This window comes from Methylophilus rhizosphaerae, assembly GCF_900100975.1.
GTDB lineage: Bacteria > Pseudomonadota > Gammaproteobacteria > Burkholderiales > Methylophilaceae > Methylophilus > Methylophilus rhizosphaerae.
The window spans coordinates 116087-140299 of record NZ_FNFX01000003.1; the positions used below are offsets into that span (position 1 = coordinate 116087).

Annotated in this window: 33 protein-coding genes; 30 read left to right on the forward strand and 3 right to left on the reverse strand. The window is 51.7% G+C overall.

What is annotated here, in order from left to right:
- Positions 1–32 precede the first annotated feature (32 nt).
- The 5 genes from aspS (at position 33) to BLP53_RS07320 (ending at position 4419) form a co-directional block, all read left to right on the forward strand.
- A complete protein-coding gene (gene aspS, locus BLP53_RS07300) occupies positions 33–1823 on the forward strand; it encodes an aspartate--tRNA ligase (protein WP_091471515.1) in 1791 nt (596 codons plus the stop codon).
- 106 nt (positions 1824–1929) lie between these two features.
- Positions 1930–2454 (forward strand): adenine phosphoribosyltransferase, encoded by a 525-nt coding sequence (locus tag BLP53_RS07305; protein ID WP_091471516.1) that lies wholly within the window; start codon positions 1930–1932, stop codon positions 2452–2454.
- A gap of 94 nt (positions 2455–2548) precedes the next feature.
- Positions 2549–2980: a VOC family protein gene (locus tag BLP53_RS07310; protein ID WP_091471517.1), complete on the forward strand. Its 432-nt coding sequence runs from the start codon at positions 2549–2551 to the stop codon at positions 2978–2980.
- A 109-nt stretch (positions 2981–3089) separates the two neighbouring features.
- Complete coding sequence (locus BLP53_RS07315; RefSeq protein ID WP_091471518.1) at positions 3090–3878, forward strand: quinoprotein dehydrogenase-associated SoxYZ-like carrier; 789 nt, start codon at positions 3090–3092, stop codon at positions 3876–3878.
- A 121-nt stretch (positions 3879–3999) separates the two neighbouring features.
- Positions 4000–4419 carry a secondary thiamine-phosphate synthase enzyme YjbQ gene (locus tag BLP53_RS07320; RefSeq protein WP_091471519.1) on the forward strand — a complete coding sequence of 140 codons (420 nt, stop codon included), beginning with the start codon at positions 4000–4002 and terminating at the stop codon, positions 4417–4419.
- A gap of 114 nt (positions 4420–4533) precedes the next feature.
- Here BLP53_RS07320 and BLP53_RS07325 read toward each other — a convergent pair whose 3' ends face one another.
- On the reverse strand, positions 4534–4965 hold the full coding sequence (locus BLP53_RS07325) for a CBS domain-containing protein (RefSeq protein ID WP_091471520.1): 432 nt from the start codon (positions 4963–4965) through the stop codon (positions 4534–4536).
- A gap of 110 nt (positions 4966–5075) precedes the next feature.
- On the opposite strand from BLP53_RS07325, the gene BLP53_RS07330 reads away from it, so the two are divergent.
- The 22 genes from BLP53_RS07330 to xerD all read left to right on the forward strand — a co-directional run bounded on the left by BLP53_RS07330 (position 5076) and on the right by xerD (position 20536).
- Positions 5076–5588, forward strand: a complete 513-nt coding sequence (locus BLP53_RS07330) for a MarR family winged helix-turn-helix transcriptional regulator (RefSeq protein ID WP_091471521.1) — start codon at positions 5076–5078, stop codon at positions 5586–5588.
- 37 nt (positions 5589–5625) lie between these two features.
- Positions 5626–6000 (forward strand): YybH family protein, encoded by a 375-nt coding sequence (locus BLP53_RS07335; protein ID WP_091471522.1) that lies wholly within the window; start codon positions 5626–5628, stop codon positions 5998–6000.
- Between the two features lie 15 nt (positions 6001–6015).
- The gene (locus BLP53_RS07340; RefSeq protein WP_091471523.1) at positions 6016–6936 is read left to right on the forward strand and encodes a DMT family transporter; all 921 of its coding nucleotides are present in this window, start codon (positions 6016–6018) and stop codon (positions 6934–6936) included.
- 139 nt (positions 6937–7075) lie between these two features.
- Positions 7076–7804, forward strand: a complete 729-nt coding sequence (locus tag BLP53_RS07345; protein ID WP_091471524.1) for a YebC/PmpR family DNA-binding transcriptional regulator — start codon at positions 7076–7078, stop codon at positions 7802–7804.
- Between the two features lie 20 nt (positions 7805–7824).
- Positions 7825–8385, forward strand: coding sequence for a crossover junction endodeoxyribonuclease RuvC (gene ruvC / locus BLP53_RS07350; protein ID WP_091471525.1), 561 nt, complete (start codon positions 7825–7827; stop codon positions 8383–8385).
- The gene (ruvA, locus tag BLP53_RS07355) at positions 8382–8957 is read left to right on the forward strand and encodes a Holliday junction branch migration protein RuvA (protein ID WP_091471526.1); all 576 of its coding nucleotides are present in this window, start codon (positions 8382–8384) and stop codon (positions 8955–8957) included. The genes ruvC and ruvA overlap by 4 nt, the downstream gene beginning before the upstream one ends.
- 132 nt (positions 8958–9089) lie before the next feature.
- Complete coding sequence (gene ruvB, locus BLP53_RS07360; RefSeq protein ID WP_091471527.1) at positions 9090–10136, forward strand: Holliday junction branch migration DNA helicase RuvB; 1047 nt, start codon at positions 9090–9092, stop codon at positions 10134–10136.
- Position 10137: 1 nt separating this feature from the next.
- Entirely contained in the window at positions 10138–10533 is a 396-nt protein-coding gene (ybgC, locus tag BLP53_RS07365) for a tol-pal system-associated acyl-CoA thioesterase (protein WP_091471905.1), read from the forward strand.
- Complete coding sequence (gene tolQ / locus BLP53_RS07370) at positions 10530–11204, forward strand: protein TolQ (RefSeq protein WP_091471528.1); 675 nt, start codon at positions 10530–10532, stop codon at positions 11202–11204. The genes ybgC and tolQ overlap by 4 nt, the downstream gene beginning before the upstream one ends.
- Before the next feature lie 11 nt (positions 11205–11215).
- Positions 11216–11608, forward strand: a complete 393-nt coding sequence (locus BLP53_RS07375) for a biopolymer transporter ExbD (RefSeq protein ID WP_091471529.1) — start codon at positions 11216–11218, stop codon at positions 11606–11608.
- A gap of 20 nt (positions 11609–11628) precedes the next feature.
- Positions 11629–12450, forward strand: a complete 822-nt coding sequence (tolA, locus tag BLP53_RS07380; protein ID WP_091471530.1) for a cell envelope integrity protein TolA — start codon at positions 11629–11631, stop codon at positions 12448–12450.
- A 61-nt stretch (positions 12451–12511) separates the two neighbouring features.
- A complete protein-coding gene (tolB, locus tag BLP53_RS07385; RefSeq protein ID WP_091471531.1) occupies positions 12512–13858 on the forward strand; it encodes a Tol-Pal system beta propeller repeat protein TolB in 1347 nt (448 codons plus the stop codon).
- Positions 13859–13908: 50 nt separating this feature from the next.
- Entirely contained in the window at positions 13909–14460 is a 552-nt protein-coding gene (pal, locus tag BLP53_RS07390) for a peptidoglycan-associated lipoprotein Pal (RefSeq protein WP_091471532.1), read from the forward strand.
- A 1-nt stretch (position 14461) separates the two neighbouring features.
- Positions 14462–15325 carry a YbgF trimerization domain-containing protein gene (locus BLP53_RS07395; protein WP_342670208.1) on the forward strand — a complete coding sequence of 288 codons (864 nt, stop codon included), beginning with the start codon at positions 14462–14464 and terminating at the stop codon, positions 15323–15325.
- An 84-nt stretch (positions 15326–15409) separates the two neighbouring features.
- Positions 15410–16051 carry a 7-carboxy-7-deazaguanine synthase QueE gene (gene queE / locus BLP53_RS07400; RefSeq protein WP_091471534.1) on the forward strand — a complete coding sequence of 214 codons (642 nt, stop codon included), beginning with the start codon at positions 15410–15412 and terminating at the stop codon, positions 16049–16051.
- 1 nt (position 16052) lies between these two features.
- Complete coding sequence (gene queC, locus BLP53_RS07405; protein ID WP_091471535.1) at positions 16053–16754, forward strand: 7-cyano-7-deazaguanine synthase QueC; 702 nt, start codon at positions 16053–16055, stop codon at positions 16752–16754.
- An 81-nt stretch (positions 16755–16835) separates the two neighbouring features.
- Positions 16836–17264, forward strand: coding sequence for a 30S ribosomal protein S16 (gene rpsP / locus BLP53_RS07410; protein ID WP_091471536.1), 429 nt, complete (start codon positions 16836–16838; stop codon positions 17262–17264).
- Positions 17265–17286: 22 nt separating this feature from the next.
- Entirely contained in the window at positions 17287–17838 is a 552-nt protein-coding gene (gene rimM, locus BLP53_RS07415; RefSeq protein ID WP_091471537.1) for a ribosome maturation factor RimM, read from the forward strand.
- Positions 17839–17872: 34 nt separating this feature from the next.
- Positions 17873–18607 (forward strand): tRNA (guanosine(37)-N1)-methyltransferase TrmD, encoded by a 735-nt coding sequence (gene trmD / locus BLP53_RS07420; protein ID WP_218119034.1) that lies wholly within the window; start codon positions 17873–17875, stop codon positions 18605–18607.
- Positions 18608–18655: 48 nt separating this feature from the next.
- Positions 18656–19045, forward strand: a complete 390-nt coding sequence (gene rplS, locus BLP53_RS07425; RefSeq protein WP_091471539.1) for a 50S ribosomal protein L19 — start codon at positions 18656–18658, stop codon at positions 19043–19045.
- A gap of 87 nt (positions 19046–19132) precedes the next feature.
- A complete protein-coding gene (locus BLP53_RS07430; RefSeq protein WP_091471540.1) occupies positions 19133–19609 on the forward strand; it encodes a methylated-DNA--[protein]-cysteine S-methyltransferase in 477 nt (158 codons plus the stop codon).
- Between the two features lie 9 nt (positions 19610–19618).
- Positions 19619–20536: a site-specific tyrosine recombinase XerD gene (xerD, locus tag BLP53_RS07435; RefSeq protein ID WP_091471541.1), complete on the forward strand. Its 918-nt coding sequence runs from the start codon at positions 19619–19621 to the stop codon at positions 20534–20536.
- Between the two features lie 627 nt (positions 20537–21163).
- Here the strand turns inward: xerD and folB are convergent.
- Positions 21164–21514, reverse strand: a complete 351-nt coding sequence (folB, locus tag BLP53_RS07445; protein ID WP_091471542.1) for a dihydroneopterin aldolase — start codon at positions 21512–21514, stop codon at positions 21164–21166.
- Positions 21515–21626: 112 nt separating this feature from the next.
- Between folB and plsY the strand changes: the two genes are divergently transcribed.
- On the forward strand, positions 21627–22238 hold the full coding sequence (plsY, locus tag BLP53_RS07450) for a glycerol-3-phosphate 1-O-acyltransferase PlsY (RefSeq protein ID WP_091471543.1): 612 nt from the start codon (positions 21627–21629) through the stop codon (positions 22236–22238).
- Here the strand turns inward: plsY and tsaD are convergent, their stop codons facing one another.
- Positions 22239–23261: a tRNA (adenosine(37)-N6)-threonylcarbamoyltransferase complex transferase subunit TsaD gene (tsaD, locus tag BLP53_RS07455; RefSeq protein WP_091471544.1), complete on the reverse strand. Its 1023-nt coding sequence runs from the start codon at positions 23259–23261 to the stop codon at positions 22239–22241. It lies immediately after the preceding gene.
- A 138-nt stretch (positions 23262–23399) separates the two neighbouring features.
- Here tsaD and rpsU point away from each other — a divergent pair, with 138 nt between their 5' ends.
- Both rpsU and BLP53_RS07465 read left to right on the forward strand, forming a co-directional pair.
- Positions 23400–23612 (forward strand): 30S ribosomal protein S21, encoded by a 213-nt coding sequence (gene rpsU, locus BLP53_RS07460; RefSeq protein WP_018987466.1) that lies wholly within the window; start codon positions 23400–23402, stop codon positions 23610–23612.
- A gap of 127 nt (positions 23613–23739) precedes the next feature.
- Positions 23740–24183: a GatB/YqeY domain-containing protein gene (locus BLP53_RS07465; protein WP_091471545.1), complete on the forward strand. Its 444-nt coding sequence runs from the start codon at positions 23740–23742 to the stop codon at positions 24181–24183.
- Positions 24184–24213 lie beyond the last annotated feature (30 nt).

Here is a 24213-nt window from a genome sequence, read left to right on the forward strand (position 1 = left end):
CGCAACACACCTTCTAACTTTATAAAATTATTATGATGCGTACACATTATTGCGGTCACCTGAACCGCGAACATATCGGACAAACCGTGACACTGTGTGGCTGGGCCCACCGTCGTCGCGACCACGGGGGCGTGATTTTCATTGATTTGCGTGATCGCGAAGGCTTGGCACAGATCGTGATTGACCCGGATACCAAAGACGCATTTGCCATTGCTGAAACCGTGCGTAGCGAGTTTGTCTTGCGCGTGGTCTGTAAAGTACGTGCCCGTCCTGAAGGTACCGTCAACGCTAACCTGCCTACCGGCGAAGTCGAGATGCTGGCGACCGAGATTGAAGTGCTGAACGCTTCTTTGACACCGCCATTTATGCTGGATGACGATAACCTGACCGAGACCGTGCGCCTGGAGCACCGTTATATCGACCTGCGCCGTCCGGCCATGCAGAAAAACCTGATGCTGCGCTACAAGGTTGCGAAAAACCTGCGTGATTACCTGGATGACAACGGTTTTATCGAAGTGGAAACACCGATGCTGACACGTTCGACGCCTGAAGGTGCGCGTGACTACCTGGTGCCATCCCGCGTACACCACGGCATGTTCTTTGCGCTGCCACAATCTCCGCAGTTATTCAAACAATTGCTGATGGTGTCCGGTTTTGACCGTTACTTCCAGATCACCAAATGCTTCCGTGACGAAGATTTGCGCGCGGACCGCCAGCCGGAATTCACCCAGGTCGATATCGAAACATCGTTCCTGGAAGAAAACGAAATCATGGATATCGTCGAAGAGATGATCCGTCGCATGTTGAAAAAGCTGCAAGATGTCGATTTGCCAGCCAAATTCCCACGCATGCCTTTCTCTGAAGCGATGAACCGTTACGGTTCAGATAAGCCGGACATGCGCGTGACGCTCGAAATCACTGAACTGAGTGACGTGATGAAAGATGTCGATTTTAAAGTGTTTGCCGGTGCTGCCAATATGGCCGGTGGCCGTGTGGCTGCGATCCGTGTGCCTAATGGCGCTGCGATCAGCCGTTCCGAAATTGATGCTTATACCGAATTTGTCAAAATCTACGGTGCCAAGGGCCTGGCTTATATCAAGATCAACGATATCACCAAACTCAACGAAGAAGGCCTGCAAAGCCCGATTGTGAAGAATATTCACGTCAGTGCACTACAAGCGATTATCGAGCGCACTGGTGCGCAAAACGGCGATATCGTGTTCTTCGGTGCCGATAAAGCCAAAATCGTCAATGAAGCGTTGGGCGCGTTGCGTACCAAAGTTGGCCACGAAAAAGGCCATGTCGATGGCCGCCAGTGGGCGCCATTGTGGGTGGTGGATTTCCCGATGTTCGAACACGATGAGGAAGCAGATCGCTGGGTGGCGTTGCATCATCCGTTCACTTCACCTAAAGATGGCCACGAAGATCTGCTGGTCAGCAATCCCGGTGCCTGTCTGTCCAAAGCCTACGACATGGTACTGAACGGCTGGGAAGTCGGTGGCGGTTCAGTCCGTATCCACAAACAGGATGTGCAATCCAAAGTATTCGATGCACTGAAAATCAGCAAGGAAGAAGCGCAGGAGAAATTCGGCTTCCTGCTGGATGCCCTGCAATACGGCGCGCCTCCGCACGGCGGCCTGGCTTTCGGCCTGGATCGACTGGTGACATTAATGACTGGTGCCGAGTCTATCCGTGACGTGATTGCTTTCCCGAAAACCCAGCGCGCGCAATGCCTGATGACCAATGCACCAAACGAGGTGGACGAGAAACAGCTGCGTGAATTGCATATCCGCGTGCGCCAGCAAAACGCTGCTGCGGGTTGATATGGACGTGCTTGCAGGGTTAACTAAGCAAGCTGCGCTTTAATTTAGAACGCGTCCGTCATGGGCGCGTTTTTTATTGTCAACATCGCTTTTTTTAAGGATTAATATGATTGAGGCATTGATCCGCACGATTCCGGATTATCCCAAGCCTGGTGTCCAGTTCCGGGATATCACGACCTTGTTACAGGACAGGCAGGGGTTTGCTGCGGCGATTGATGCTTTGAGTCTGCACTATACCAGTCATGCTTTTGATAAGGTGCTGGCGATTGAATCGCGCGGATTCATTGTCGGAGCAGCGCTGGCTATTCAATTGGGGGCGGGTTTTGTGCCGGCACGCAAGCCAGGCAAGTTACCGGCGGCAACGATCTCACAATCTTATACACTGGAATATGGCATGGATGCGCTGGAGTTGCACAAAGATGCGATCCAGCCTGGCGAGCGGGTGTTGCTGGTCGATGACCTGATTGCGACTGGCGGCACGGCCATGGCGGCTGTTGCGTTGGTTCGCCAGTTGGGTGGCTTGCTGGCGCACGCTACATTTATTGTTGACTTGCCTGATCTGGGCGGGATGCAGCGATTGCAGTCTGCGGGCATTCGGGGATTTGCCCTGTGTCAATTTGAGGGGCATTAAATTTTGTACTATATTGCCTGTTTAGCATTGTGTGGTTCAGCTGCCCACCCCATATAGATGACGCAGCGCTTAATATTTCAATGATTGGGAAATCATGCCTTTAACTGGAATTGATCACGTCAATTTTCGTACTGATCGTGACACTATGCACCTGTTGCGTGACTTTTATTGTGATGTGCTGGGTTTAACGGTGGGTAAACGTGTGGCGAGCACTACCTATGGCTACTGGTTATATATCGGCAAGCAGGCAGTGGTGCACCTGGCTGAGTATAAAACCGCAGAGCCACCGCAATTGCATGTGCATGGTACTTATGATCATGTGTCATTCAACTGCAATGACATGCCTGCAATGGAAGCCCATTTGCAAGCCCAAGGCATCACTTATACCACGCGTATCCTTGCAAACGGTATCCGGCAGATTAATATGCGTGACCCGGCTGGTAATGGTGTGGAGTTGAATTTCTCTGAATATGCCGACCCGAATTATGAAATGCGGCCTTCAGGTGATCCCAGCAAGCAGGTATAGTTTTACCGGTTTGTGATTGGCATCACATATTGGGATTGAGTTTTCATTAGAAAATGTTTTTCATGCAAATTAAGTGAACATAACGACAAAACGGAATGTGGGGTCAGCAATGAAAAAACTATGCGTAATACTGATGGGAATCTGTGCGTTGAGCCTGGCGACGCTGGCGCAGGCAGAGGCAGACCCAAAACTGTGGGCGGTGGTGAAAGAGGCCTTCTTCCCCAAACGCGATATCCAGGAAGTGGATTTTCTTAAAATCGACGCGCCGCGCCGTGCCGAGAGCGGTGCACAAGTGCCGGTGACATTGACTTATGACAAAGCTGCGGCCAATGGCGTGGTGATCAAGAAGCTATATGTTATTGTCGATGCCAACCCGATTCAACTGGCTTCCACCTATCATTTAACCGACCAGTTAAATGGCTTCCAGATGGCCACCAGGATCCGCCAGGAAACAGATTCTTTTGTGCGCTTGATTGGCGAAACTGCCGATGGCAAGTTGTACATGGCCAAACGTGAAATCCGCGCGGCGGGTGGTTGCGGCGGAACCGTTGATAATAATGAAGCCGAAGTGCGCGCTGCTGCCGGAAAAATTAAAATGAATGTGGCGGCCCCTGACATGGGCCAGCCAGCGACAGTGACATTTAATATCAAGCACGTGATGCGTACCGGTTTGCAACGCGATCTGGTGTCACAGGGCTATGTGCCGGCGTTTTACATCAATAAAACCACTTTCACCTACAATGGCAAGGAGTTGATGACCGTTGACGTGGGTGTGGGGACGAGTGAAGATCCTTACATGAAATTCAGCTTTATTCCGGATGCCCCTGGCAAGCTGGAAGTGGTGGCGACGGATAACGAAGGCAAGCGCTTTACGCACAGTGTGGACGTATCCAGTTGATATGATGAGGGTGTGTGATTGATGTTCAAAAGGGCCTTTAATCAGGTCCTTGTGCTTTATGGGCATCCGGTTTTCTGTCGCAGTGTTAAAATAATTTCCACTTGAGAAGTGAGGAATTAAAATGAAAAGTTTTCGCAAAGAGTTGTGGTTCAATATCCCGGCACGCATGGACTTCAAGAACATCACTCCCGATGTGGTGGCGTGTGTGCGGGAGAGCGGTGTCAGGGAAGGCCTGGTATTGATCAATGCCATGCATATTTCCGCCAGCGTGTTTATTAATGATGACGAGCGTGGCCTGCATCACGACTACAAAGTCTGGCTGGAGAGGCTGGCGCCGCATGAGCCTGTCAGCGGCTATCGTCATAATGATACGGGTGAAGACAATGCTGATGCGCATATCAAGCGCCAGATCATGGGCCGAGAAGTGGTGGTTGCCATTACGGGCGGTCAATTGGACTTTGGCCCGTGGGAGCAGATTTTCTACGGCGAGTTTGATGGTCGCCGCAACAAGCGCGTACTGGTCAAGATTATTGGTGAATAAGCAGCTGATGGGCTCACCGTGACTGCGCTAACGCAGGGGCAGGGAAGCTGGCTCATTGGCCGGTGCTTCCTATCATGGTGAGCCGGTGTCTAATGCTTTCCCGGCGGACGAGCGTTAGCTGTGGATATAGTTTTCCAGTTGCTTGATCAGTTCTTGCTGGTAACTGATAGTTTCTTTCAATATATCGCCGATAGACAGCATGCCGAGCATTTTGCCGTTATCTACCACAGGCAAGTGGCGGAAGCGCTTTTCCAGCATGGTGGACATGGCAGATTCCACCAGTTCATCCGGTTTGCCGGTGATGACTTTTTCTGTCATGACCTCGCTGATCCGGGTGGTTTTGGATGAGCGTCCTTTCAAGACAATTTCCCGTGCGTAGTCACGTTCGGAAAAAATACCTACCAGTACGCCATCCCTGATCACTGCCAGGGCGCCTATCTTGTATTCGGCCAGGATGACCAGGGCGTCATATACGGGACGGTTGGGGGCAATGCTGATAATCCCCTGGTGTGTTTTCTGATTGAGTACTTGTTGAAGAGTCTTCATCGCTTCCTCCTTTCATCATCACGGATAACTAATATACACCGATGTAGGGACGAGCAAAACCATTCATTGCACTTGACATAATTAGGAAACTAATTATAATGTGGCTAACTATGTTACAACTCAGCGACCTCCCTACAGAAGAAATATTGCAGCGGTTTGCGCAGCGGTATCCGGAAGCGGATGTGACGGCGATTGCCAGTTTCCTCATGTTGCTGCGCGTGGCAACGGATTTGTCCATGGCGCTGGATGCCTGCCTGAGCAAGCATGATTTGCTGCAGGGGCGCTGGTGGGTGCTGATTTTACTCATGCGCGAGCAGGATTTAACTTCGCAGCCTTCTGTGCTGGCAGAAAAGTTGGGCGTGACGCGCGCTACCATGACCGGTTTGCTGGATGGCCTGGAGCAGGGGGGGCTGGTGCAACGTGAATCTGTCCCACAGGACAGGCGCAGCGTGCAGATTAAATTGACAGCAGCCGGCCAGGCCAAGCTGGATGCCGTGATGCCGGATTACTACAGCCGTTTGCGTTTATGCATGCAAGGGCTGTCAGAGCGTCAGCGTAGCGATTTGCAAAGTATTTTGGGCGTGATAGACCGCGGGTTGTCTGCCTGGGATTTTCATCAGTAATTTTTGTATTTTGAACCTTTGATAAAGGAGTATTGCCATGACTACAGTCACCACTTTGACCGCATTGAATCAACAGTTTGATGCTGCTTTCAACAGCAAGAATACAGCAGCGATCGCTGCCTTGTACGCTGATAATGCCACCGTGATGCCTGCGCCGGCAGGGCAGCCGGTAAAAGGCCGCCAGGCAATCGCCGATTTTTTCGGCGGCTTGATCCAGGCCGGTGTGATTGAGCACAACCTGACCATGAAAGACGCCATTGTGACTGATACCCTTGCCACCCAAACTGGCAACTGGGCAGCTGCCATGATCGGTGAGGATGGCGTCAAACAACAGTTTGGCGGCAATGTACAGGTCGTTTTCCAGAAACAGGCAGATGGCCAGTGGCTGGCAGTGACGCATATCTGGAATTAATGAAACGGATACTTTATGGATCAACTGGTTAAACAACGTTCTCAGGCACTCACTGCGCTGTTGGTACTCGCTGTTATCTGGGGGTACAACTGGGTGGTGATGAAGAGCGCGCTGGATTATGTCGGCCCGTTCCAGTTTGCCGCCATGCGCACTTTTTTTGGTGCGCTGGTGTTGTTTCTGGTGCTGTATGTGACGCGGCGATCAATGAAACTGATTGCGTTTCCTACCATGCTGGTGCTGGGCCTGTTGCAGAATGTCGGGTTTACCGGCGTGCTGATGTGGGCGCTGGTCGAAGGGGGTGCGGGTAAAACGGCTGTGCTCACTTACACCATGCCTTTCTGGACCTTGTTGCTGGCGTGGCCGTTGCTGGGTGAGCGCGTGCATGGCTGGCAATGGCTGGCAGTCCTTTCTGCCGTGCTGGGAATGGTGTTTATTTTTGATCCGTTGCATATCCGGGCCGATGCTTTCAGTATGCTGCTGGCCGTATTGTCCGGTATTTCGTGGGCATTGTCGGCCATCATGACCAAGCAAGTGCAACGGCGCTATCCCGGACTGGATTTAATGAACCTGACGGCATGGCCGATGTTGCTGGGTTCGTTGCCCATGGTACTGATTGCCTGGCTGGTGCCTGCGCCAGCGATACAGTGGGCACCGTACCTGATCGGCGCCGTCTTTTTCAATGTGGTGTTGTGCGGCGCATTGGCCTGGTTGCTGTGGATATTTGCCCTGCAACGGTTGCCGGCAGGCGTGGCCAGTATGGGTTCCATGCTGGCACCGGTGCTTGGCGTCTTTGCCGCATGGATACAGTTAAATGAAGTGCCCGACAAGATGGAGATTACCGGCATGTCGCTGATTATCTTTTCACTGGCACTGATTTCCATACTGATGATGCGGCCACCCAGTAAGCCGGTAACACTTTCGCCGCCCGGAAAATAGTGAAAACAGCCTGACGATGTCAGGCTGTTTTGTTTGATGAACATCTCTGGCCGGCTGGTAAAGGGCTAGTCCGCCTGTGGTAAAATTGCGCGATTCACCATATTCAACAACGTTGCAAGAAGAGACACAAGGAAACCACATGGCGGGACATAGTAAATGGGCCAATATCCAGCACCGAAAAGGCCGTCAGGATGCCAAACGCGGCAAGATTTTCACCAAGCTGATTAAGGAAATTACAGTTTCGGCCAGGTTGAGTGGTGGTGATCCTGACATGAACCCGCGTCTGCGTGCCGCAATTGCCGCCGCCAAAGAAGAGAACATGCCTTCAGACAATATCACGCGTGCGATTAAAAAAGGCACGGGTGAACTGGAGGGTGTGAGTTACGAGGAAATCCGCTATGAAGGTTATGGCATTAATGGCGCGGCCATTATCATTGATTGCCTGACCGATAACCGCCAGCGTGCGGTGATGGATGTACGCCATGCATTGACCAAGCACGGTGGCAATCTGGGCACCGATGGCAGTGTGGCGTTTATGTTCAAGCACTGTGGCCAACTGGTATTTGAACCAGGCGTATCGGAAGATGCCGTGATGGAAGCCGCCCTTGAAGCCGGGGCAGAAGACGTGATAACGGATGAAGACGGCAGTATCGAAGTGATTACCGCGCCTAACGACTTTGTCACGGTGAAAGAAGCACTGGAAGCCGCTGGCCTGAAAGCCGTGATGGCACAAGTGACCATGAAAGCACTGAACGAAGTGGTATTTACCGGCGATGATGCAGTCAAAATGCAGAAAATCCTCGATATGCTGGAAGACCTGGATGATGTACAGGAAGTGTATACCTCGGCCGTGATCGAAGAAAACTAGATTCCGGCTGGTTACACATCATGGCGGCACAGCGCATTTTAGGCATAGACCCAGGTTTAAGAGTCACGGGCTTCGGTATTATTGAGGCGGTTGATGGCAAACTTGGCTATGTCACCAGCGGCGTGATTAAAACAGCCGCGGCAAAAAAAAGTGCAGATGGCGAGTCGGAAAAAGAGGCGCTGCCCGAGCGCCTGAAAGTCATTCTGGATGGCTTGTTTGAAGTCATTGAAACTTACCAGCCGACACAAGTCGCGATTGAAAAAGTGTTCGTCAACGTAAACCCGCAATCCACATTGTTGCTGGGGCAGGCCAGGGGGGCCGCCATTTCAGCGGCCGTAATCAAACAGTTATCCGTTGCCGAATATACTGCCTTGCAGGTCAAGCAATCCGTTGTGGGTAACGGTCATGCGCAAAAGGAGCAGGTGCAGGAAATGGTCAAGCGCTTGTTGAAACTGCCCGCTAACCCCAGCCCGGATTCTGCCGATGCGCTGGCGTGTGCCATTTGCCATGCGCATGGCGGGCAAGGCCTGGGCGCGTTGGCAACCACCGGCTTCAGGGTAAGAAATGGAAGATTGATATGATTGCGCGTTTGAATGGTCGTTTGCTGGAAAAATCCCCGCCACTGATTGTGATTGACTGCAATGGCGTCGGTTACGAAGTAGAAGTGCCCATGAGCACGTTTTACAACCTGCCAGAGACTGGCCAACCGGTGCAATTGCTGACACATATGGTGGTGCGCGAAGATGCGCAGTTGTTATATGGGTTTGGCAGCGAGCAGGAAAAAAATACGTTCAGGCAATTGCTGAAGGTGAATGGCATAGGCGCCAAATCTGCCTTGTCTATCCTGAGTGGCGTCAGCGTCAATGACCTGATGCTGGCAGTCAGTCAGCAGGAAGTCTCCCTGCTGACGCGCATTCCCGGCATCGGCAAAAAAACTGCAGAGCGCTTGTTGCTGGAGCTGAAAGATAAGTTCGTCGTGACCGGTTCCATGTCGGCCCAGCCAGCAGCGAAAGCCGCGACGGATGATATTCTTAATGCACTGGTGGCACTCGGCTACAACGAGCGTGAAGCCGCCGCGACGATCAAGTTGCTGGAACCCGGCGTAGGTGTCAGTGATGGCATCCGCCAGGCCTTGAAGTACCTGTCCAAATAATTGCGGTGGGCATCTGCGGTGGCGTGCCATTGCCTGACACCCATGATATGATGACAAAAAATAACTTCTCCCATAAGCAGCAATGAAGCCTTGCACTGATTGGTTTGCACTGCACTTTCTCACCAGCCACCCATGATAGAAACCGATCGACTTGTTGCTCCCGCTACTGCCAGCGTTCAGGAAGAAGCGCTGGAGCGTGCCCTGCGCCCCAAGCTGCTGGATGAATATGTCGGGCAGGAAAAGGCCCGTGGCCAACTCGAAATTTTCATCAACGCCGCCCGTGGAAGACAAGAGGCGCTGGACCATGTGCTATTGTTCGGCCCGCCTGGCCTCGGGAAAACCACATTAGCGCATATTATCGCCAAGGAAATGGGCGTCAACCTGCGTATGACTTCCGGTCCGGTGCTGGAACGCGCTGGTGACCTGGCGGCGCTGCTGACTAATCTCGAACCTAATGATGTCCTGTTTATCGATGAAATTCACCGTTTAAGTCCGGTGGTGGAAGAGATTCTGTACCCGGCGATGGAAGATTATCGGCTGGATATCATGATAGGCGAAGGTCCTGCTGCCCGTAGTGTGCGCCTCGATTTGCCGCCATTCACGCTGGTGGGTGCGACCACCCGTGCCGGTATGCTGACCAACCCATTGCGTGACCGCTTTGGTATTGTCGCCCGCCTGGAATTTTACAGCCATGACGAACTGGCGAGTATCGTGGCGCGTTCGGCCACGTTGCTGGAAGTGGACATGCAGCAGGCAGGTGCGTTTGAAATTGCACGCCGGGCACGTGGCACGCCACGTATTGCCAACCGTTTGCTGCGCCGCGTGCGCGATTATGCGCAGGTGAAATCTGATGGCGTGGTGACGGATATCATTGCCGATGCCGCACTGAAAATGCTGGATGTTGACCAGCAAGGCCTGGATGTGATGGACCGCAAGCTATTGCAAGCCGTGGTTGAAAAATTTAGTGGCGGCCCGGTCGGCCTGGATAACCTGGCAGCAGCGATTGGCGAAGAGCGCGATACCATAGAAGATGTGCTTGAACCTTACCTGATCCAGCAAGGTTATTTGATGCGCACCCCGCGCGGACGTGTGGCCACCATGCTGACTTACCAGCATTTCGGATTGAAGGCGCCGTCGAATATGGTCGGTGGCGACTTGTGGCAGGATGGCGGGCAGTAATATGTTTGCATTGCCTGTACGTGTATATTATGAAAATACCGACGCCGGTGGCGTGGTTTACCACAGCCAGTATCTGAACTTTATGGAACGGGCGCGGACAGAATGGTTGCGCGGCCTGGGTTTTGCCCAGGCCGCGTTGCGACATGATGAGCACGTGTTATTTGTTGTGCATAGCATGCAAATACAATTTAAAAAACCAGCCAGGCTGGATGACGATTTAAACGTCGTTTCGCAATTGATTGAAATGGGGCGCGGCAGTTTTACCTGCCAGCAACAGATTATGCGTGACAACGTGATTTTATTGGAAGCACAGGTCAAGGTGGCCTGTGTCAATGCGGATTCATTTAAACCGACGGGTATTCCGGCCCGTATCAAAATAGCACTGGAGTCTTCATGAATGTAACCAACGATATGTCGATTTTTACCCTGGTGAGCGGAGCCAGTTTGCCTGTGCAGGTGGTCATGCTGATTCTGCTGCTGACCTCGCTGGTCTCCTGGTGGTATATCTTCATTAAAGTATTTTCATTGAAGGCGGCCAATGAAAATGTCGACCAGTTTGAAGCGCAATTCTGGTCCGGTGGCGATTTAAACGAGCTGTATGAGCGCATTACGGCTGGCCGTAAAACACCCCAGGGCATGGCCAGTATTTTCCAGGCCGGCTTGAAAGAATTTATCCGCTACAAGCAGCAAAAAGACACTGAAGTGAGCGATGTGATGGAGGCCACGCGACGTGCCATGCGTGCCGCCTATAACCGCGAACTGGATTACCTGGATTCGCATTTGCCCTTCCTGGCGTCGGTCGGTTCTGTGAGTCCTTATATCGGCCTGTTCGGTACCGTGTGGGGCATTATGAACGCGTTTCGTGGTTTGTCGAATGTCGCGCAGGCAACTTTGAGTCAGGTGGCACCAGGCATTGCGGAAGCTCTGGTTGCGACGGCAATTGGCCTGTTCGCCGCAATTCCGGCCGTGATCGCCTATAACCGCTTTGCCGCTGGCGTGGACCGCTTGTCCGTACGCTATGAAAGCTTTATCGAAGAATTCACCAATATTTTGCAACGTAGAGCCTGATCGGAGCGCTTATGAGCAGAACACGTAAACGGCGCATGATGAACCAGATCAACGTCGTGCCTTATATTGATGTGACGCTGGTGTTGTTGGTCATTTTCATGGTGACGGCACCGATGACCAATCCTGGTATGGTGGAGCTGCCCAAAGTCGGGCAGGCCTTGAAACAAAGTGGCGACCCGATTGTGGTCACCGTGCAGAAAGAAGGCACCGTGCTCATGGATGGCAAGAAAATGGAGCGGGATGATATGCTGGCTTTGATCCGCCAGAAACTGTCTGAGGCAGAGAAACCCGTAGTGGTCTCGGCGGATAAAGCCACCCCCTATGGTGAAGTCGCTTCGGTGATGGATTTATTGAAGCAGGCACAGGTCAATCAGGTTGGCCTGTTGTTCCAGAACGAAAAGTAAGTACCGGGTTACATAGTTAGATGAAAGTTGTTCATTCTCCGCAGGATCAGGTGTTCCGCAGACGCGCAGCGATACTGTCTGTGTTGATGCATGTCCTGCTGTTTCTGGCCATGGTGTTTATGATCGACTGGAAGGCGGTACATGTGAGTCCGTCGGTGATGCAGGCCACCTTGTGGGATAGTTTACCCAGCAAAACACCTCCGAAACCGGCACCCGAGCCACCCAAACCGGAGCCGACGCCTCCGCCTGAGCCAAAGCCGGCACCAGAACCTGAGCCGAAACCGCCAGAAAAAGTGACGCCGCCCGAGCCGCAAGTCGATAAAGCGGAACAAGAAGCCGAAATTGCACTCAAAAAGCGTGAAGATGAGCAAAAGCGCAAACTAGAGGAAGAAAAGAAAAAGGAAGAGGAAAAGAAAAAGCAGGAAGAAAAGCTGAAGAAAATCCAGGAAGCGCTGCGTAAACAAGAGGAAGAGGAGAAGCTGAAGAAAATCCAGGACGCCATGCGCCAGCAGGATATGGATGCGCAGGCAGCGGCGACCGGACCAGTAGATCCTTCTATCCTGAATTACTATATTGGATTGATGAGCCGGAAAATCAGGAGCAATGTAAATCCTGGCCTGTGCCCGACTTCGAATCCGGAGCTATCGGTCGAGATGCAGATGACGAGTACGGGTGATTTATCTGGCATGCCGAAAATGGTTAAAGGGTCTGGAGACGCGATCTGCGATGATGCGGTGATGCGGGCGATTCTGGCGGCCAAACCGTTTGATTTGCCGGACGATCCTGCGACACGTAAAAAAATGCTGGATCAGATGCGTTTGAAGTTTAAACCGCGCGGCTAGCGGCAATGACGCTGGCCGGGCTTTTCGTTATAATCTTTCGAAATAGCAGGCAATTAGAAAAGTGAATAATATTGTGACCATGCAAACTATGAAAAATGGCCTGGCAAATACGCGTTGGACATTATTGAATACCTTCTGTAATGGCGTACTGGCCCTGGTGTTTGCCATACCTGCCCACGCAGCGCTCGAAGTTGAAATCAGTGGCGGTGGTGCCGTACAAATTCCGGTCGCGATTTTGCCGATGACTGAAGCTGCGAATGTGCAGGGTAAAAACCGCCTGCACGAGATTATCAGCAACGACCTCAGAAGTAGCGGCCTGTTCCGCATTATCAATACCGGTGGCATGCCTGCCTTGCCGACCACTGCGTCACAGATCAAATATACAGACTGGACCGCGCTTAAGGCACAGGGATTGAGCCTGGGGGAAGTACAGCAGGCCCCTAATGGGACTCTCAAGGTGTCGGTGCAGGTGATGGATGTATTGCGTCAAACACCGTTGTTACAGCAGACTTATACCGTCTCTGCCAGTCAATACCGGCATGCGGCGCATTTGATTGCCGACCAGATTTATGAAAAGTTTACGGGTCAGCCGGGCGCATTTGCCACACGTATTGCCTATGTCACCAAGGTCGGTAAACGGTTTACCTTGCAAATTGCAGATTACGATGGCTTTAACGCACAAACATTGGTATCTTCCAATGAGCCGATTATTTCGCCAGCCTGGTCACCCGATGGCAACAGAATGGCGTATGTGTCGTTTGAGAAAAAGAAACCGATCGTATTTGTACAGTCGCTTTATACCGGTGAGCGTAAAGCGGTGGCTAATTTCAAAGGTAATAACAGCGCGCCAGCTTGGGCGCCAGATGGCAGTAAACTGGCGGTGGTGCTGACCTATGGCGCGAACTCGCAGATTTATACCATCTCTGCCGATGGCTCCAATTTGCAGCAGGTCACCAAGAGCAGTTCGATTGATACTGAGCCGGCATTTTCACCCGATGGCCAGTTCATTTATTTCAGTTCTGACCGGGGTGGCCGCCCGCAGATTTACAAAGTGCCGGCCACCGGCGGCTCCGCCTCCCGCGTCACTTTTGAGGGCGCCTATAACGTGAGCCCGCGTTTTTCTCCGGATGGAAAATATTTGACCTATATCCGCAATGATAGTGGCGCATTTAAAGTCGCCGTGCAGGATTTAGGTTCTGGCGAAGTCAAGCTGCTCAGTAATGGCTCGCAAGACGAATCACCCAGCTTTGCACCGAATGCACGTACGATTATGTACGCAACACGTGTAGGCGGGCGAGGCACCCTGGCAACGGTTACCGTTGATGGTCTGGTGAGGCAGCGCCTGTCAGAGGCCGGTGGTGATATTCGTGAACCTGCATGGGGACCGGCTTCGGCGGTACCCAAGTAGTCAGTTAGTGGTCGGCGTTGATTTTGTAACTAAATTTTTAAGGAGAAAACATGAAAAACAATCTGTGGACAATAGCCGCGCTTGCATTGGTCTTATCTGCTTGTAAAAGCACCCCAATGAATCCGGCCAAAGTGGAGGATTCCAGCGTTACCCGTCCGGTGGCAACCAACCAGGGGAACGCCAATGACAATGCTGCCAATACAGACAAGATCGACATCAAAACAGTCGATGTGGATACCAGCAAAGACCAGTTGGATGCGGGCGAGCTGGCAAAGCGCCAAATCTTCTTTGATTACGATAGTGATGCCATCCGTGAAGAATACAAAGGCCTGGTTGCCAACCATGCCAAATACCTGACTTCACACCCTCAAGCCAAAGTGGTACTGCAAGGTAACACCGACGAGCGCGGTACTCACGAGTACAACCTGGCATTGGGCCAACGTCGTTCCGTCGCAGTGAAAAATGCATTGAACGTACTGGGTGTCAGCGACAGCCAGATCGAAACTGTGAGCTACGGTGAAGAACGCGCCAAACAGAATTGCGCCGATGATGATTGCTTCCAGCATGATCGCCGTGTAGATGTTGTCTATGCAGGCCAGTAATTTGCGAACATCAATCGCGATTGCAGTGATGGCAATGGGGCTGGCTGTTTCGGCAGTCAGCCACGCTGCCTTGTTTGATGACAGTGAGGCCAGAAAACGCATTCTGGAGCTGGAAGGCAAGCAAACAGCAGATCATGATGCCCAACAAAAAGCCATCGGCGACTTGACGCGTACCCAGCAATCCCTGGATAAGCGGGTACAAAGTCTGGAAGCGCTGATGAATGGCAAAGGGTTGCTGGATATGCAGAATCAGCTGGAACAGATCCGGCAGGATGTGGCGCAGCTGAAAGGTGATCTGGAAGTGGTCAATCACCAGCTGGAAGATATGCAGACCAAGCAGAATGCGCAGTATACTGACCTGGACACGCGTGTGCGCGGGCTGGAAACGCTGGCGCAGCAAGTGACTTCGGGGCAAGCAGGATCGCTGCCTGCCGGCGCGCAAGCGACGAATGGTGGAGATGCTAATTCCGGAGACGCCTCGCAACAGGAAAGTCGTGCTTTTTCTGAAGCTGAAGCGTTGAGCCAGGCGGGTAAATACAAAGAGGCATTTAATGCTTATGATGCCTTTCTGAAAACTTACTCTGGCAGCAAATGGGCTCCTGACGCGTTGTATGGGATGGGTTATAGCCAGTTTGCACTGAAGAGCTACAAATCGGCTGTGGCAACCCAGCAGAAGTTTCTGGACAAATATGCTTCACATCCTTTGGCGCCCAATGCCATGCTGAACCTGGCGAACAGCCAGATTCAGCTGGGGCAGGTTCCTGCTGCCAAGAAAACGCTGAAAGATTTAATTGCAGCGTATCCTGCGGCAGAAGTTACGCCGAGTGCGCAAAAGCGCCTGAAGGTCCTGGAAAGCATTAAATAGCAGATTTGCCTTACTGGATTTGTATCATTTAGGCGATAATAGCGGGCAGATAGCAATATCTGCCCGTTTTATTTTCATATCCTCATGACCACACTCAGAATTTTCGAAATCTTTTATTCGTTGCAGGGCGAAAGTTCGCGCGTCGGTTTGCCGACCATTTTTATCCGCCTGACGGGTTGCCCGTTGCGTTGCGTATATTGCGATACCGAATATGCGTTCAAAGGTGGTGGCAATATGACGCTGGACGAGATCATGCAGCAGATTGCCACTTACGGCACACGCTATGTGTGCGTGACCGGCGGTGAGCCATTGGCGCAGAAAGGGTGCAGTGAATTGCTGACCCGCTTATGTGAACAGGGCTATCAGGTCTCGCTGGAAACCAGTGGTGCCATGGACCTCACACCAGTCGACGCCCGTGTCAAAGTGATTATGGATGTGAAAACACCAGGCTCGGGCGAAGTAGAGAAAAACCGCTGGGAAAACCTGCCCCTGCTAAAAGCAGGCGATGAGGTGAAATGGGTGGTATGTAGCCGTGAAGATTATGACTGGGCGAAACAGATGATGGCCGAGCGCGCGTTTCCAATGAACTGCGATCATTTATTTTCTCCCAGCTTTCATGAAGTCTCGGGTGAAACCTTGGCGAGCTGGATATTGGAAGATCATCTACAGGTAAGAATGCAGTTGCAACTGCATAAAATCCTGTGGGGCGAGAAGCAGGGAGTATAAATTGGCAGTGCCTCATCAACCCAAAGCGGTTATTTTGTTGTCTGGCGGGCTGGATTCCAGTACTGTACTGGCCATCGCGCAATCCAAAGGGTATGAATGCTATTGCCTCAGCCTGGATTACCACCAGCGACATAATGTCGAGTTGCTGGCCGCGCAGCGTGTGGCGAAAGCACTGGGTGCCGCTGGGCATAAAACGGTGCAACTGGATTTGTCACTGTTTGGCGGTTCGGCGCTCACTGATAGCAATATCGCCGTGCCTGAGCAAGAGACGCAGGGTATACCAGTCACTTATGTACCGGCACGTAATACCATTATGCTTTCATTGTCGCTGGCATGGGCTGAAGTGTTACAGGCACGCGATATTTTTATCGGTGTGAATGCGCTGGATTATTCCGGCTATCCCGATTGCCGTGGCGAATATGTGGATGCATTTCAACGGATGGCTAACCTGGCAACCAAGGCGGCTGTAGAGGGTCAAACCATCACCGTGCATGCGCCACTGATTGATATGACCAAGGCAGATATTATTCGTACCGGACATGCGCTGGGGTTGGATTACGGATTAACCGTTTCCTGCTATCAGGCGGATGATAACGGTGTTGCATGTGGCGTGTGTGATTCCTGCCGATTCCGTAAAGCCGGGTTCGAGCAAGCGGGTGTCACCGATCCGACGCCGTACAAAAACACGCATTCCGGCCCGTGAAAAACACTTGCCACCCTTTGTAATTATCAAGTATAATCCGCGCCTTTCTGCAAAGAAATTCATTTTTAAGAGAACAAGATTATGGTCGTTATTCGTTTATCACGCGGTGGCTCTAAAAAGAACCCGTTTTACAGCGTAGTTGTGGCAGATTCCCGCAACCGTCGTGACGGTCGTTTCGTTGAGCGCATCGGCTTCTATAACCCATCTGCCCGTGCTGGTGCAGAAGGCCTGCGTATCAATGAAGAGCGTGCACAATACTGGATCGGTAACGGCGCACAATTGTCCGATACCGTGGCACGCCTGGTTAAATTCCATGCTAAAGGCGTGGATGGCATGGCTGCTGTTAAAGCAAAAGAAGCCGCTAAAGCTGACGCTGCCAAAGCGAAAAAAGAAGCGGATGCTGCTGCCAAACTGAAAGCAGAAGCTGATGCAGCCGCTGCGGAAGCTGCCGAGAAAGCTAAAGCTGAGGCCGAAGCTGCCGCTACAGCTGAAACACCAGCTGCTGAGTAATTGTTTTAACGCCTGAATTCAGATGGCGTTTGAACAAATGGTTGTGATGGGGCGCATCGTCGCCCCATATGGCGTTTATGGCTGGGTAAAAGTTATCCCGGACACGGAATACCTGGATGGCCTGCTGGATTATGAGACCTGGTGGATAGGTAAAGCGCCAAATTGGCGTGAAATCACGGTTGAACAGGCCAAAATCCATAATGATGTATTGCTGATCAAGCTGCATGGCGTGGCCGATCGCGATGCTGCATTCAGCCTCAAAGGCCAGCATATTGCTGTGCCGCGGGATGCCCTGCCGGAAACGGAAGAAGGCGAGTATTACTGGTCTGATCTGATTGGTTTAAGTGTGGCCAATATGCAAGGACAAGCCTTCGGCAAGATCACGCAAGTGTTTGAAACCGGTGCCAATGATGTGCTGGTGGTGCGTGAAGAGCAGCCAACGCAGGTTAAAGGTAAGGATGGCAAACTGCGCGAAGAGTATCGCGAGCGTTTGATTCCGTTTACCAGTGAAGCCGTCCCTGATGTAAATATTCAGGCCGGTACTGTGCTGGTGGATTGGGATGCCGATTTTTAAAGAGGCCTTTTTTAATGCAAACTAAAGTCTCATGATGCAGATTGAAGTGATCAGTTTGTTTCCTGAGATGTTTGCGGCGCTGACGGAATATGGCATTACCAGCCGCGCCAGGCAGCGGGGCTTGTATCAGTTAACCCTGACCAACCCGCGGCAATATACGCAGGATGTGCATCACACGGTCGATGATCGGCCCTATGGTGGTGGTCCTGGTATGGTGATGCTGGCAGAACCGCTGAGTGCTGCGATTCGTGATGCAAAAGCGAGGATACAGGCGCAAGGAATTACGCCACGAGTGATACATTTATCGCCGCGTGGCAAACCGCTGACACACGAAAAAGTGTTGCAGCTGAAAGAATTACCAGGGCTGGTGTTATTGACCAGCCGTTATGAAGGTGTAGACCAGCGAGTGCTGGATACCCTGGTGGATGAAGAAATCTCCATCGGCGATTATGTATTGAGTGGTGGCGAGTTGCCGGCCATGGTATTACTGGATGCGATTATCCGCCAGTTACCAGGTGCACTAGGCGATGCCGATTCGGCACAGGAAGATTCATTTGTGAACGGCCTGCTCGATTATCCGCACTATACGCGACCAGAAGAATTTGCAGGATTGAAGGTGCCCGACGTATTACTGTCCGGGCATCATGAAAAGATTAGACAATGGCGGTTACAGCAATCGCTGATGCTAACAAGGGCGAAACGCCCGGATTTATTGGCTGAAAGGCCGTTGACGAAGGAAGAGGCTAGGCTACTCAAGGATGCTGAATAAAAAGGCGTCGAGTAGGAACGAGTCACTTTACAATTAAAAGGAACTGACATGGCAGACATTATCAAAATGCTAGAGCAAGAAGAAATTGCTCGCTTGAACAAAACCATTCCTAGCTTTGCACCTGGCGACACAGTTGTGGTTGGTGTAAACGTGGTTGAAGGTAACCGTAAACGTGTACAGGCTTACGAAGGCGTAGTGATCGCCAAGCGTAACAAAGGTCTGAACTCCTCATTTATCGTGCGTAAGATCTCCTCCGGTGAAGGCGTTGAGCGTACATTCCAGACTTACTCCCCGCAAATCGCTTCTATCGAAGTGAAACGCCGTGGTGACGTACGTCGCGCTAAACTGTATTACTTGCGTGAGCGTTCAGGTAAATCTGCACGTATTAAAGAGAAACTGGTGGCGCGCGAGAAAGACATCGCTGCAGACAACAGCTAATTTAAGCGTTGTACAAAAAGGCCCTTCTGTTGAAGGGCCTTTTTATTGCCGGTTGCGTTACAGGCGAGTTTACAGTTAAATGTAGAGATGAAAAGTCTCTATGATGAACTTGATGCACTGGTTTCCGCGCCTTTTGGTTTTGTTGGGGTGCGCTGTTATGACTCAGGGGAGGAGCTCCAGTTTCTGTTACATGCGTTGCCACTGAAAGCCCAACCTAACCCGCGTGCCCGGGCGGTGGCCGACCAGGTGGCTGCCTATCTGGAAAATCCGCATAGGTCGTGGCAAGCGATTACTCCTTACTGCGGTACACCGTTCCAGCAGCGGGTGTGGGAAGCCATGCGCGAAATCCCGGTGGGTGAAACGCGCACCTATGGCCAATTAGCCGCTGCCATACACTCCGGGCCGCGTGCCGTCGCCAATGCCTGTGGCGCTAATCCGCTACCATTATTTAACCCCTGTCACCGCGTGGTGGCCAGTAATGGCCTGGGTGGATTTATGCAAGGTATCCAGGGCGGCCTGGAAATCAAACGCTGGTTACTGGCGCACGAGCAGCGTGGCAAATAAATAATATAAATGCAGCAGAAAAAAGTTTCTTCAGAAACGATAGCGCCCTTTCCCGAAATTGATGTGTTTATCGACCAGTTATGGCTGGAAGATGGACTGTCAGCCAATACCTTATCCAGTTATCGCAATGACCTGAAAGGGTTTGCTGAGTGGTGTGGCAGGCACACGCTGGCACTGTGGGATGTGCAATCGCAGCATGTACAGGAATATCTCGCGTATCGCTTCCCTCTGGTCAAGGTGCGAAGCCTTAATCGCCTGATTGCGACGTTGCGCCGTTTTTACCGCTATGCCTTACTGGCAAACCTGATCAAACAAGATCCGACACTGCATATCGAAGCGCCCAAGATGCCGAAGTCGTTACCCAAAACTTTGAGCGAATCACAAGTGGAAGACCTGCTGCATGCGCCGGATGTGAATACACCGCTGGGGCAACGGGATCGGGCGATGCTGGAGTTGCTATATGCCAGCGGTCTGCGCGTGTCAGAGCTGGTGAATATCCAAATTCATGAAGTCAGCACGCAGGATGGCGTGGTGCGCGTGACCGGCAAAGGCAGCAAAACCAGGTTAGTGCCTATGGGACAGGAGGCTGCGGAGTGGATAGACCGTTATCTGGCTGAGTCCAGGCCGGAGATATTAAAGGGCGGTATCAGCGACGCCGTCTTCGTCACTAACCGTGGCGATGCCATGACACGGCATGCGTTCTGGCATTTGATCCAGCGCTATGCTGTACAGGCGCGGATTAGCCAGCATATCAGTCCGCATGTGCTGCGGCATGCATTTGCTACGCATTTGCTCAATCATGGCGCGGATTTGCGGGTGGTGCAGATGTTGCTGGGGCATGCGGATATTTCAACGACACAGATTTATACGCATGTGGCAAGGGAGAGGTTGCAGCAGTTGCATAAGGTGCATCATCCCCGGGGATGATTTTCCCAGCATTGTTATTCTGGCGTAGGCCGCCATCTGGACGGAATGAGATTTAAGCAATAGATTGCTCTGGATTAGTAGGTCGTTTTTCGCCTCTCGGCGAGTGACTTTCTGGTACTTGTCCCCTCAGAAAACAACCCAAGCGTATGACACCCACCATCACGGCCTGTAGCTGCCTTGCGTTGCTCAGACAGTTGCTCCCCCTCCTCTTATTTTGCCCGCGCTACTCAGCGTGATGGAATGGGACTTATCTCGCCAAACTCACCTCGTAGAAGTTTGGACGGTTCAAAAACTAGATTTTTTTATTCAATCCACAAGCGGTTACACTAGATTGGTTTTCGGGGTCCCCATCTGCTGCGCCGAGTAGCGCAGCCAAAATAAGGTGAAGGGAGCGGTTGTCTGAGTCCCGCAGCAACGCACGAATTGTGTGAGTTGCCAAGTCGAGTTTCGCGACCACTTATGCTTAGTCCGATAAAGCAACGGACGAAAGTCCTAACTGAGCAACGCAGGAAACAAGCGGAAGCTGGAGTGTCCTGTTCTTTGCCTTCTTTCTTATGGACAAGCATAAGAAAGAGTGGTCGCCCAAGGGCGAAAGGAAATGGTTAAGTGTGAATCAATATTGTCATTTTAGGCTGTTCGATAAATCGTTATCCCCAAAGCCTTCAATCCTGGCAATATCCCCGGTTTGCTCACTTTCAATTTCACATTCTGAGCCTTGAATTCCTGCAAAATAAGCTGGCATACATGTTCACCCAGCGCTTCAACCAGTTTAAAACTGTGTTCTGCCAATGTCTCGCGGATGCGGACAGCCACTTGGCCATAATCAATGGTATCTTCAATAGCATCGCTGTGGCAGGCTTTACTGAAGTCATAGCCAATTTCGATATCCAGTATCACCGTTTGCGGCACCGCGCGCTCCCATTCGGGCACGCCGAGTTTGGTTTGTACTTTGACTTGTTCGAGAAAAATAGTGTCCATGGAGCATCCTTGTTATTATTTCCGCGCAAGCCGGAATCCAGTATGATTCGGCATCATACAACATCGTATCGCGGCTGAGATAGCTGTGATGCATCAGTAGAAAGTGAATCATATGAGCGAAATCGGGTTTGATATTGAGGCATTGATCTGGATAGTGGCAGGCTATTTAATTGGTTCGATTGCTTTTGGTATTATCGTGAGCAAACTCTACCGGTTACCAGACCCGCGCACGGTAGGCAGCGGTAATATCGGTGCGACCAATGTGGCGCGTAGCGGCAAGAAATCGGCGGCAATTCTGACTTTGCTGGGTGATGCGTTTAAAGGCTGGTTGCCGGTCTGGCTGGCTTTGCAAGCGGGCATGTTGATGGATGTGGTGGCTTTGGTCGGCCTGGCAGTATTTTTAGGCCACCTGTTCCCGATTTATCACCGCTTCAAGGGTGGTAAGGGCGTGGCAACGGCGCTGGGCGTGATGATTGCGTTTTCCGGCTGGCTGGCATTAAGTGTCGTCGCCGTTTGGCTGGTTGTGTTTTTAATCAGCCGTATTTCTTCATTGTCTGCTCTCGTAGCTGCGGCGCTGTCACCCGTCATCGCCTGGCAGTTTCTGTCACCTTACCCGGTATATGTGGCCGTGGTTGTGGTGATGGCGGCGCTTTTGATTATTCGCCACCAGTCAAATATTGAAAAAATCCTGGCAGGAACTGAAACGCGTTTTGGCAAAAAGTAATTAAACCGGCGCTTTCAGTTCGGCCAAATCCCAGCGCGGGCGCACACTGAAGCTGTAATTCTGCAGAGTTGGCTGCATGGCATGCAGGCGCATGGCACCGGCAAATGCGATCATGGCGCCATTGTCGGTGCAGAATTCCAGTCTTGGGTAGTTCACACTCACGCCACGTTTTGCCGCCGCTTCGTTTAAACGCTCGCGCAGGCGCCTGTTGGCGCCTACACCGCCGGAAACTACCAGGCGTTTGAGTTTTGTCTGCTTGAGCGCTTTCATGCACTTGAGGGTCAGAATCTCGGTCACGGACTCCTGAAATTCCCAGGCGATATCCTGTATTGTCTCTTCGTCCAGTGATGACTGGTTGTTCACCAGCGTGAGAACGGCGGTTTTGAGGCCGCTGAAACTGAAATTCAGGTCCGGGCTGTTCAGCATCGGGCGAGGTAGCTGGAAACGAGGTTTACCTAGTTCCGCCAACCTGGATAAGGCCGGTCCCCCTGGATAACCTAATCCCAGAAGTTTGGCAGTTTTATCAAACGCTTCACCGGCAGCGTCGTCCAGGGTGTCGCCGAGTAATTCATACTGCCCGATACCATCGACGCGCATCAGCTGGCTGTGGCCGCCGGATACCAGTAGCGCGACAAACGGGAAAGCAGGTGGGTGCTCTTCCAGTAGTGGTGCGAGTAGGTGGCCTTCTAAATGATGTACTCCAACCGACGGTACATTGAGCGCAAAAGCTAGAGATTGGGCGATGCTGGTGCCTACCAGTAAAGCGCCAGCCAAGCCAGGGCCCTGTGTATAGGCAATACCTTCAATGTCCTGCAGGTTTTTGTCAGCTTGCGTCAGTACTTGCCGGGTTAGTGGCAACGCGCGGCGGATATGGTCGCGTGAAGCCAGTTCCGGCACCACCCCACCATACGCAGCATGCATATCAATTTGTGAATGCAGGGCATGCGCCAGTAAACCCCTATGGGTATCGTATAACGCCACGCCGGTTTCGTCACAAGAAGATTCAATGCCCAATACCAACATTTAAGAGAAGTCTCGCATATGATTTTTTGCAGAAAGGATTGATAAATCCAAATAAGCGCGATAGAATACGCGGTTTTCAGTGCTGCATCAATCCGCAAGCACCATTGTCTAACCAATATTTGAAGGATAGGGATTTACATGACCGCTATTCGTGTGAAAGAGAACGAACCGTTTGACGTTGCAATGCGCCGTTTCAAGCGTTTGATTGAGAAAACCGGTTTGTTGAACGACTTGCGTGCTCGCGAGTTCTACGAGAAGCCAACCTGGGAGCGTAAGCGTAAAGCGGCGGCTGCGGTTAAGCGTCAATACCGCCGACTGCGCAACCAACAGTTGCCAACAAAACTCTACTAATTTTTAGAGTGTTTTGTGGCTAGCCAATTACGGACTGGCCGATATATTGCAAAGGTTGTGGCGTGCCACAACCTTTAGCTATTTCTATAGTCGGTATTTATCGCCACCCCATTTACTGGAATCTCATATGAGCTTGAAAGCACAAATCTCCGAAGATATGAAAACTGCCCTGCGTGCCAAGGATATGGCCAAGCTGGGCGTGATCCGCCTGTTGCAGGCAGCGATCAAGCAGCGTGAGGTAGATGAGCGTATCGAGCTGGACGATGCAGCAGTAATTACTGCTATTGAGAAGATGCTTAAGCAGCGTCGTGATTCAATTGCTGCTTTTGAAAGTGCTAACCGTCAGGACTTGGCAGATCAGGAAAAGTTTGAAGTGACGGTGCTGCAAGGATATCTGCCAGCGCAAATGAGCGAAGAAGAAATTAATGCCATTATTGCAAAAGTGATTGCTGATACCGGCGCAGCTGGTGCCAAAGATATGGGTAAGGTGGTGGGGGCGGTGAAACCATTGGTCGCTGGTAAAGCAGATATGGCAAAAGTATCTGGTCTGATTAAAGCCGCGCTGGGTTAAGGTGTATTGCTAACTCATTTGAAAAGAGGC

Bases quoted from the DNA above. Each gene is read 5' to 3' on its own strand.
- BLP53_RS07430 (WP_091471540.1), top strand. From the start codon at position 19,133: ATGAAAAGTCTCTATGATGAACTTGATGCACTGGTTTCCGCGCCTTTT.
- xerD (WP_091471541.1), top strand. From the start codon at position 19,619: ATGCAGCAGAAAAAAGTTTCTTCAGAAACGATAGCGCCCTTTCCCGAA.
- BLP53_RS07375 (WP_091471529.1), top strand. From the start codon at position 11,216: ATGAGCAGAACACGTAAACGGCGCATGATGAACCAGATCAACGTCGTG.
- BLP53_RS07340 (WP_091471523.1), top strand. From the start codon at position 6,016: ATGGATCAACTGGTTAAACAACGTTCTCAGGCACTCACTGCGCTGTTG.
- rplS (WP_091471539.1), top strand. From the start codon at position 18,656: ATGGCAGACATTATCAAAATGCTAGAGCAAGAAGAAATTGCTCGCTTG.
- BLP53_RS07310 (WP_091471517.1), top strand. From the start codon at position 2,549: ATGCCTTTAACTGGAATTGATCACGTCAATTTTCGTACTGATCGTGAC.
- queE (WP_091471534.1), top strand. From the start codon at position 15,410: ATGACCACACTCAGAATTTTCGAAATCTTTTATTCGTTGCAGGGCGAA.
- BLP53_RS07325 (WP_091471520.1), bottom strand. From the start codon at position 4,965: ATGAAGACTCTTCAACAAGTACTCAATCAGAAAACACACCAGGGGATT.
- tsaD (WP_091471544.1), bottom strand. From the start codon at position 23,261: ATGTTGGTATTGGGCATTGAATCTTCTTGTGACGAAACCGGCGTGGCG.
- rpsU (WP_018987466.1), top strand. From the start codon at position 23,400: ATGACCGCTATTCGTGTGAAAGAGAACGAACCGTTTGACGTTGCAATG.
- BLP53_RS07345 (WP_091471524.1), top strand. From the start codon at position 7,076: ATGGCGGGACATAGTAAATGGGCCAATATCCAGCACCGAAAAGGCCGT.
- BLP53_RS07465 (WP_091471545.1), top strand. From the start codon at position 23,740: ATGAGCTTGAAAGCACAAATCTCCGAAGATATGAAAACTGCCCTGCGT.
- trmD (WP_218119034.1), top strand. From the start codon at position 17,873: ATGCAGATTGAAGTGATCAGTTTGTTTCCTGAGATGTTTGCGGCGCTG.
- rimM (WP_091471537.1), top strand. From the start codon at position 17,287: ATGGCGTTTGAACAAATGGTTGTGATGGGGCGCATCGTCGCCCCATAT.
- ruvA (WP_091471526.1), top strand. From the start codon at position 8,382: ATGATTGCGCGTTTGAATGGTCGTTTGCTGGAAAAATCCCCGCCACTG.
- BLP53_RS07305 (WP_091471516.1), top strand. From the start codon at position 1,930: ATGATTGAGGCATTGATCCGCACGATTCCGGATTATCCCAAGCCTGGT.
- ruvB (WP_091471527.1), top strand. From the start codon at position 9,090: ATGATAGAAACCGATCGACTTGTTGCTCCCGCTACTGCCAGCGTTCAG.
- BLP53_RS07315 (WP_091471518.1), top strand. From the start codon at position 3,090: ATGAAAAAACTATGCGTAATACTGATGGGAATCTGTGCGTTGAGCCTG.
- plsY (WP_091471543.1), top strand. From the start codon at position 21,627: ATGAGCGAAATCGGGTTTGATATTGAGGCATTGATCTGGATAGTGGCA.
- tolQ (WP_091471528.1), top strand. From the start codon at position 10,530: ATGAATGTAACCAACGATATGTCGATTTTTACCCTGGTGAGCGGAGCC.
- rpsP (WP_091471536.1), top strand. From the start codon at position 16,836: ATGGTCGTTATTCGTTTATCACGCGGTGGCTCTAAAAAGAACCCGTTT.
- pal (WP_091471532.1), top strand. From the start codon at position 13,909: ATGAAAAACAATCTGTGGACAATAGCCGCGCTTGCATTGGTCTTATCT.
- ruvC (WP_091471525.1), top strand. From the start codon at position 7,825: ATGGCGGCACAGCGCATTTTAGGCATAGACCCAGGTTTAAGAGTCACG.
- BLP53_RS07335 (WP_091471522.1), top strand. From the start codon at position 5,626: ATGACTACAGTCACCACTTTGACCGCATTGAATCAACAGTTTGATGCT.
- ybgC (WP_091471905.1), top strand. From the start codon at position 10,138: ATGTTTGCATTGCCTGTACGTGTATATTATGAAAATACCGACGCCGGT.
- folB (WP_091471542.1), bottom strand. From the start codon at position 21,514: ATGGACACTATTTTTCTCGAACAAGTCAAAGTACAAACCAAACTCGGC.
- aspS (WP_091471515.1), top strand. From the start codon at position 33: ATGATGCGTACACATTATTGCGGTCACCTGAACCGCGAACATATCGGA.
- BLP53_RS07320 (WP_091471519.1), top strand. From the start codon at position 4,000: ATGAAAAGTTTTCGCAAAGAGTTGTGGTTCAATATCCCGGCACGCATG.
- BLP53_RS07330 (WP_091471521.1), top strand. From the start codon at position 5,076: ATGTTACAACTCAGCGACCTCCCTACAGAAGAAATATTGCAGCGGTTT.
- tolA (WP_091471530.1), top strand. From the start codon at position 11,629: ATGAAAGTTGTTCATTCTCCGCAGGATCAGGTGTTCCGCAGACGCGCA.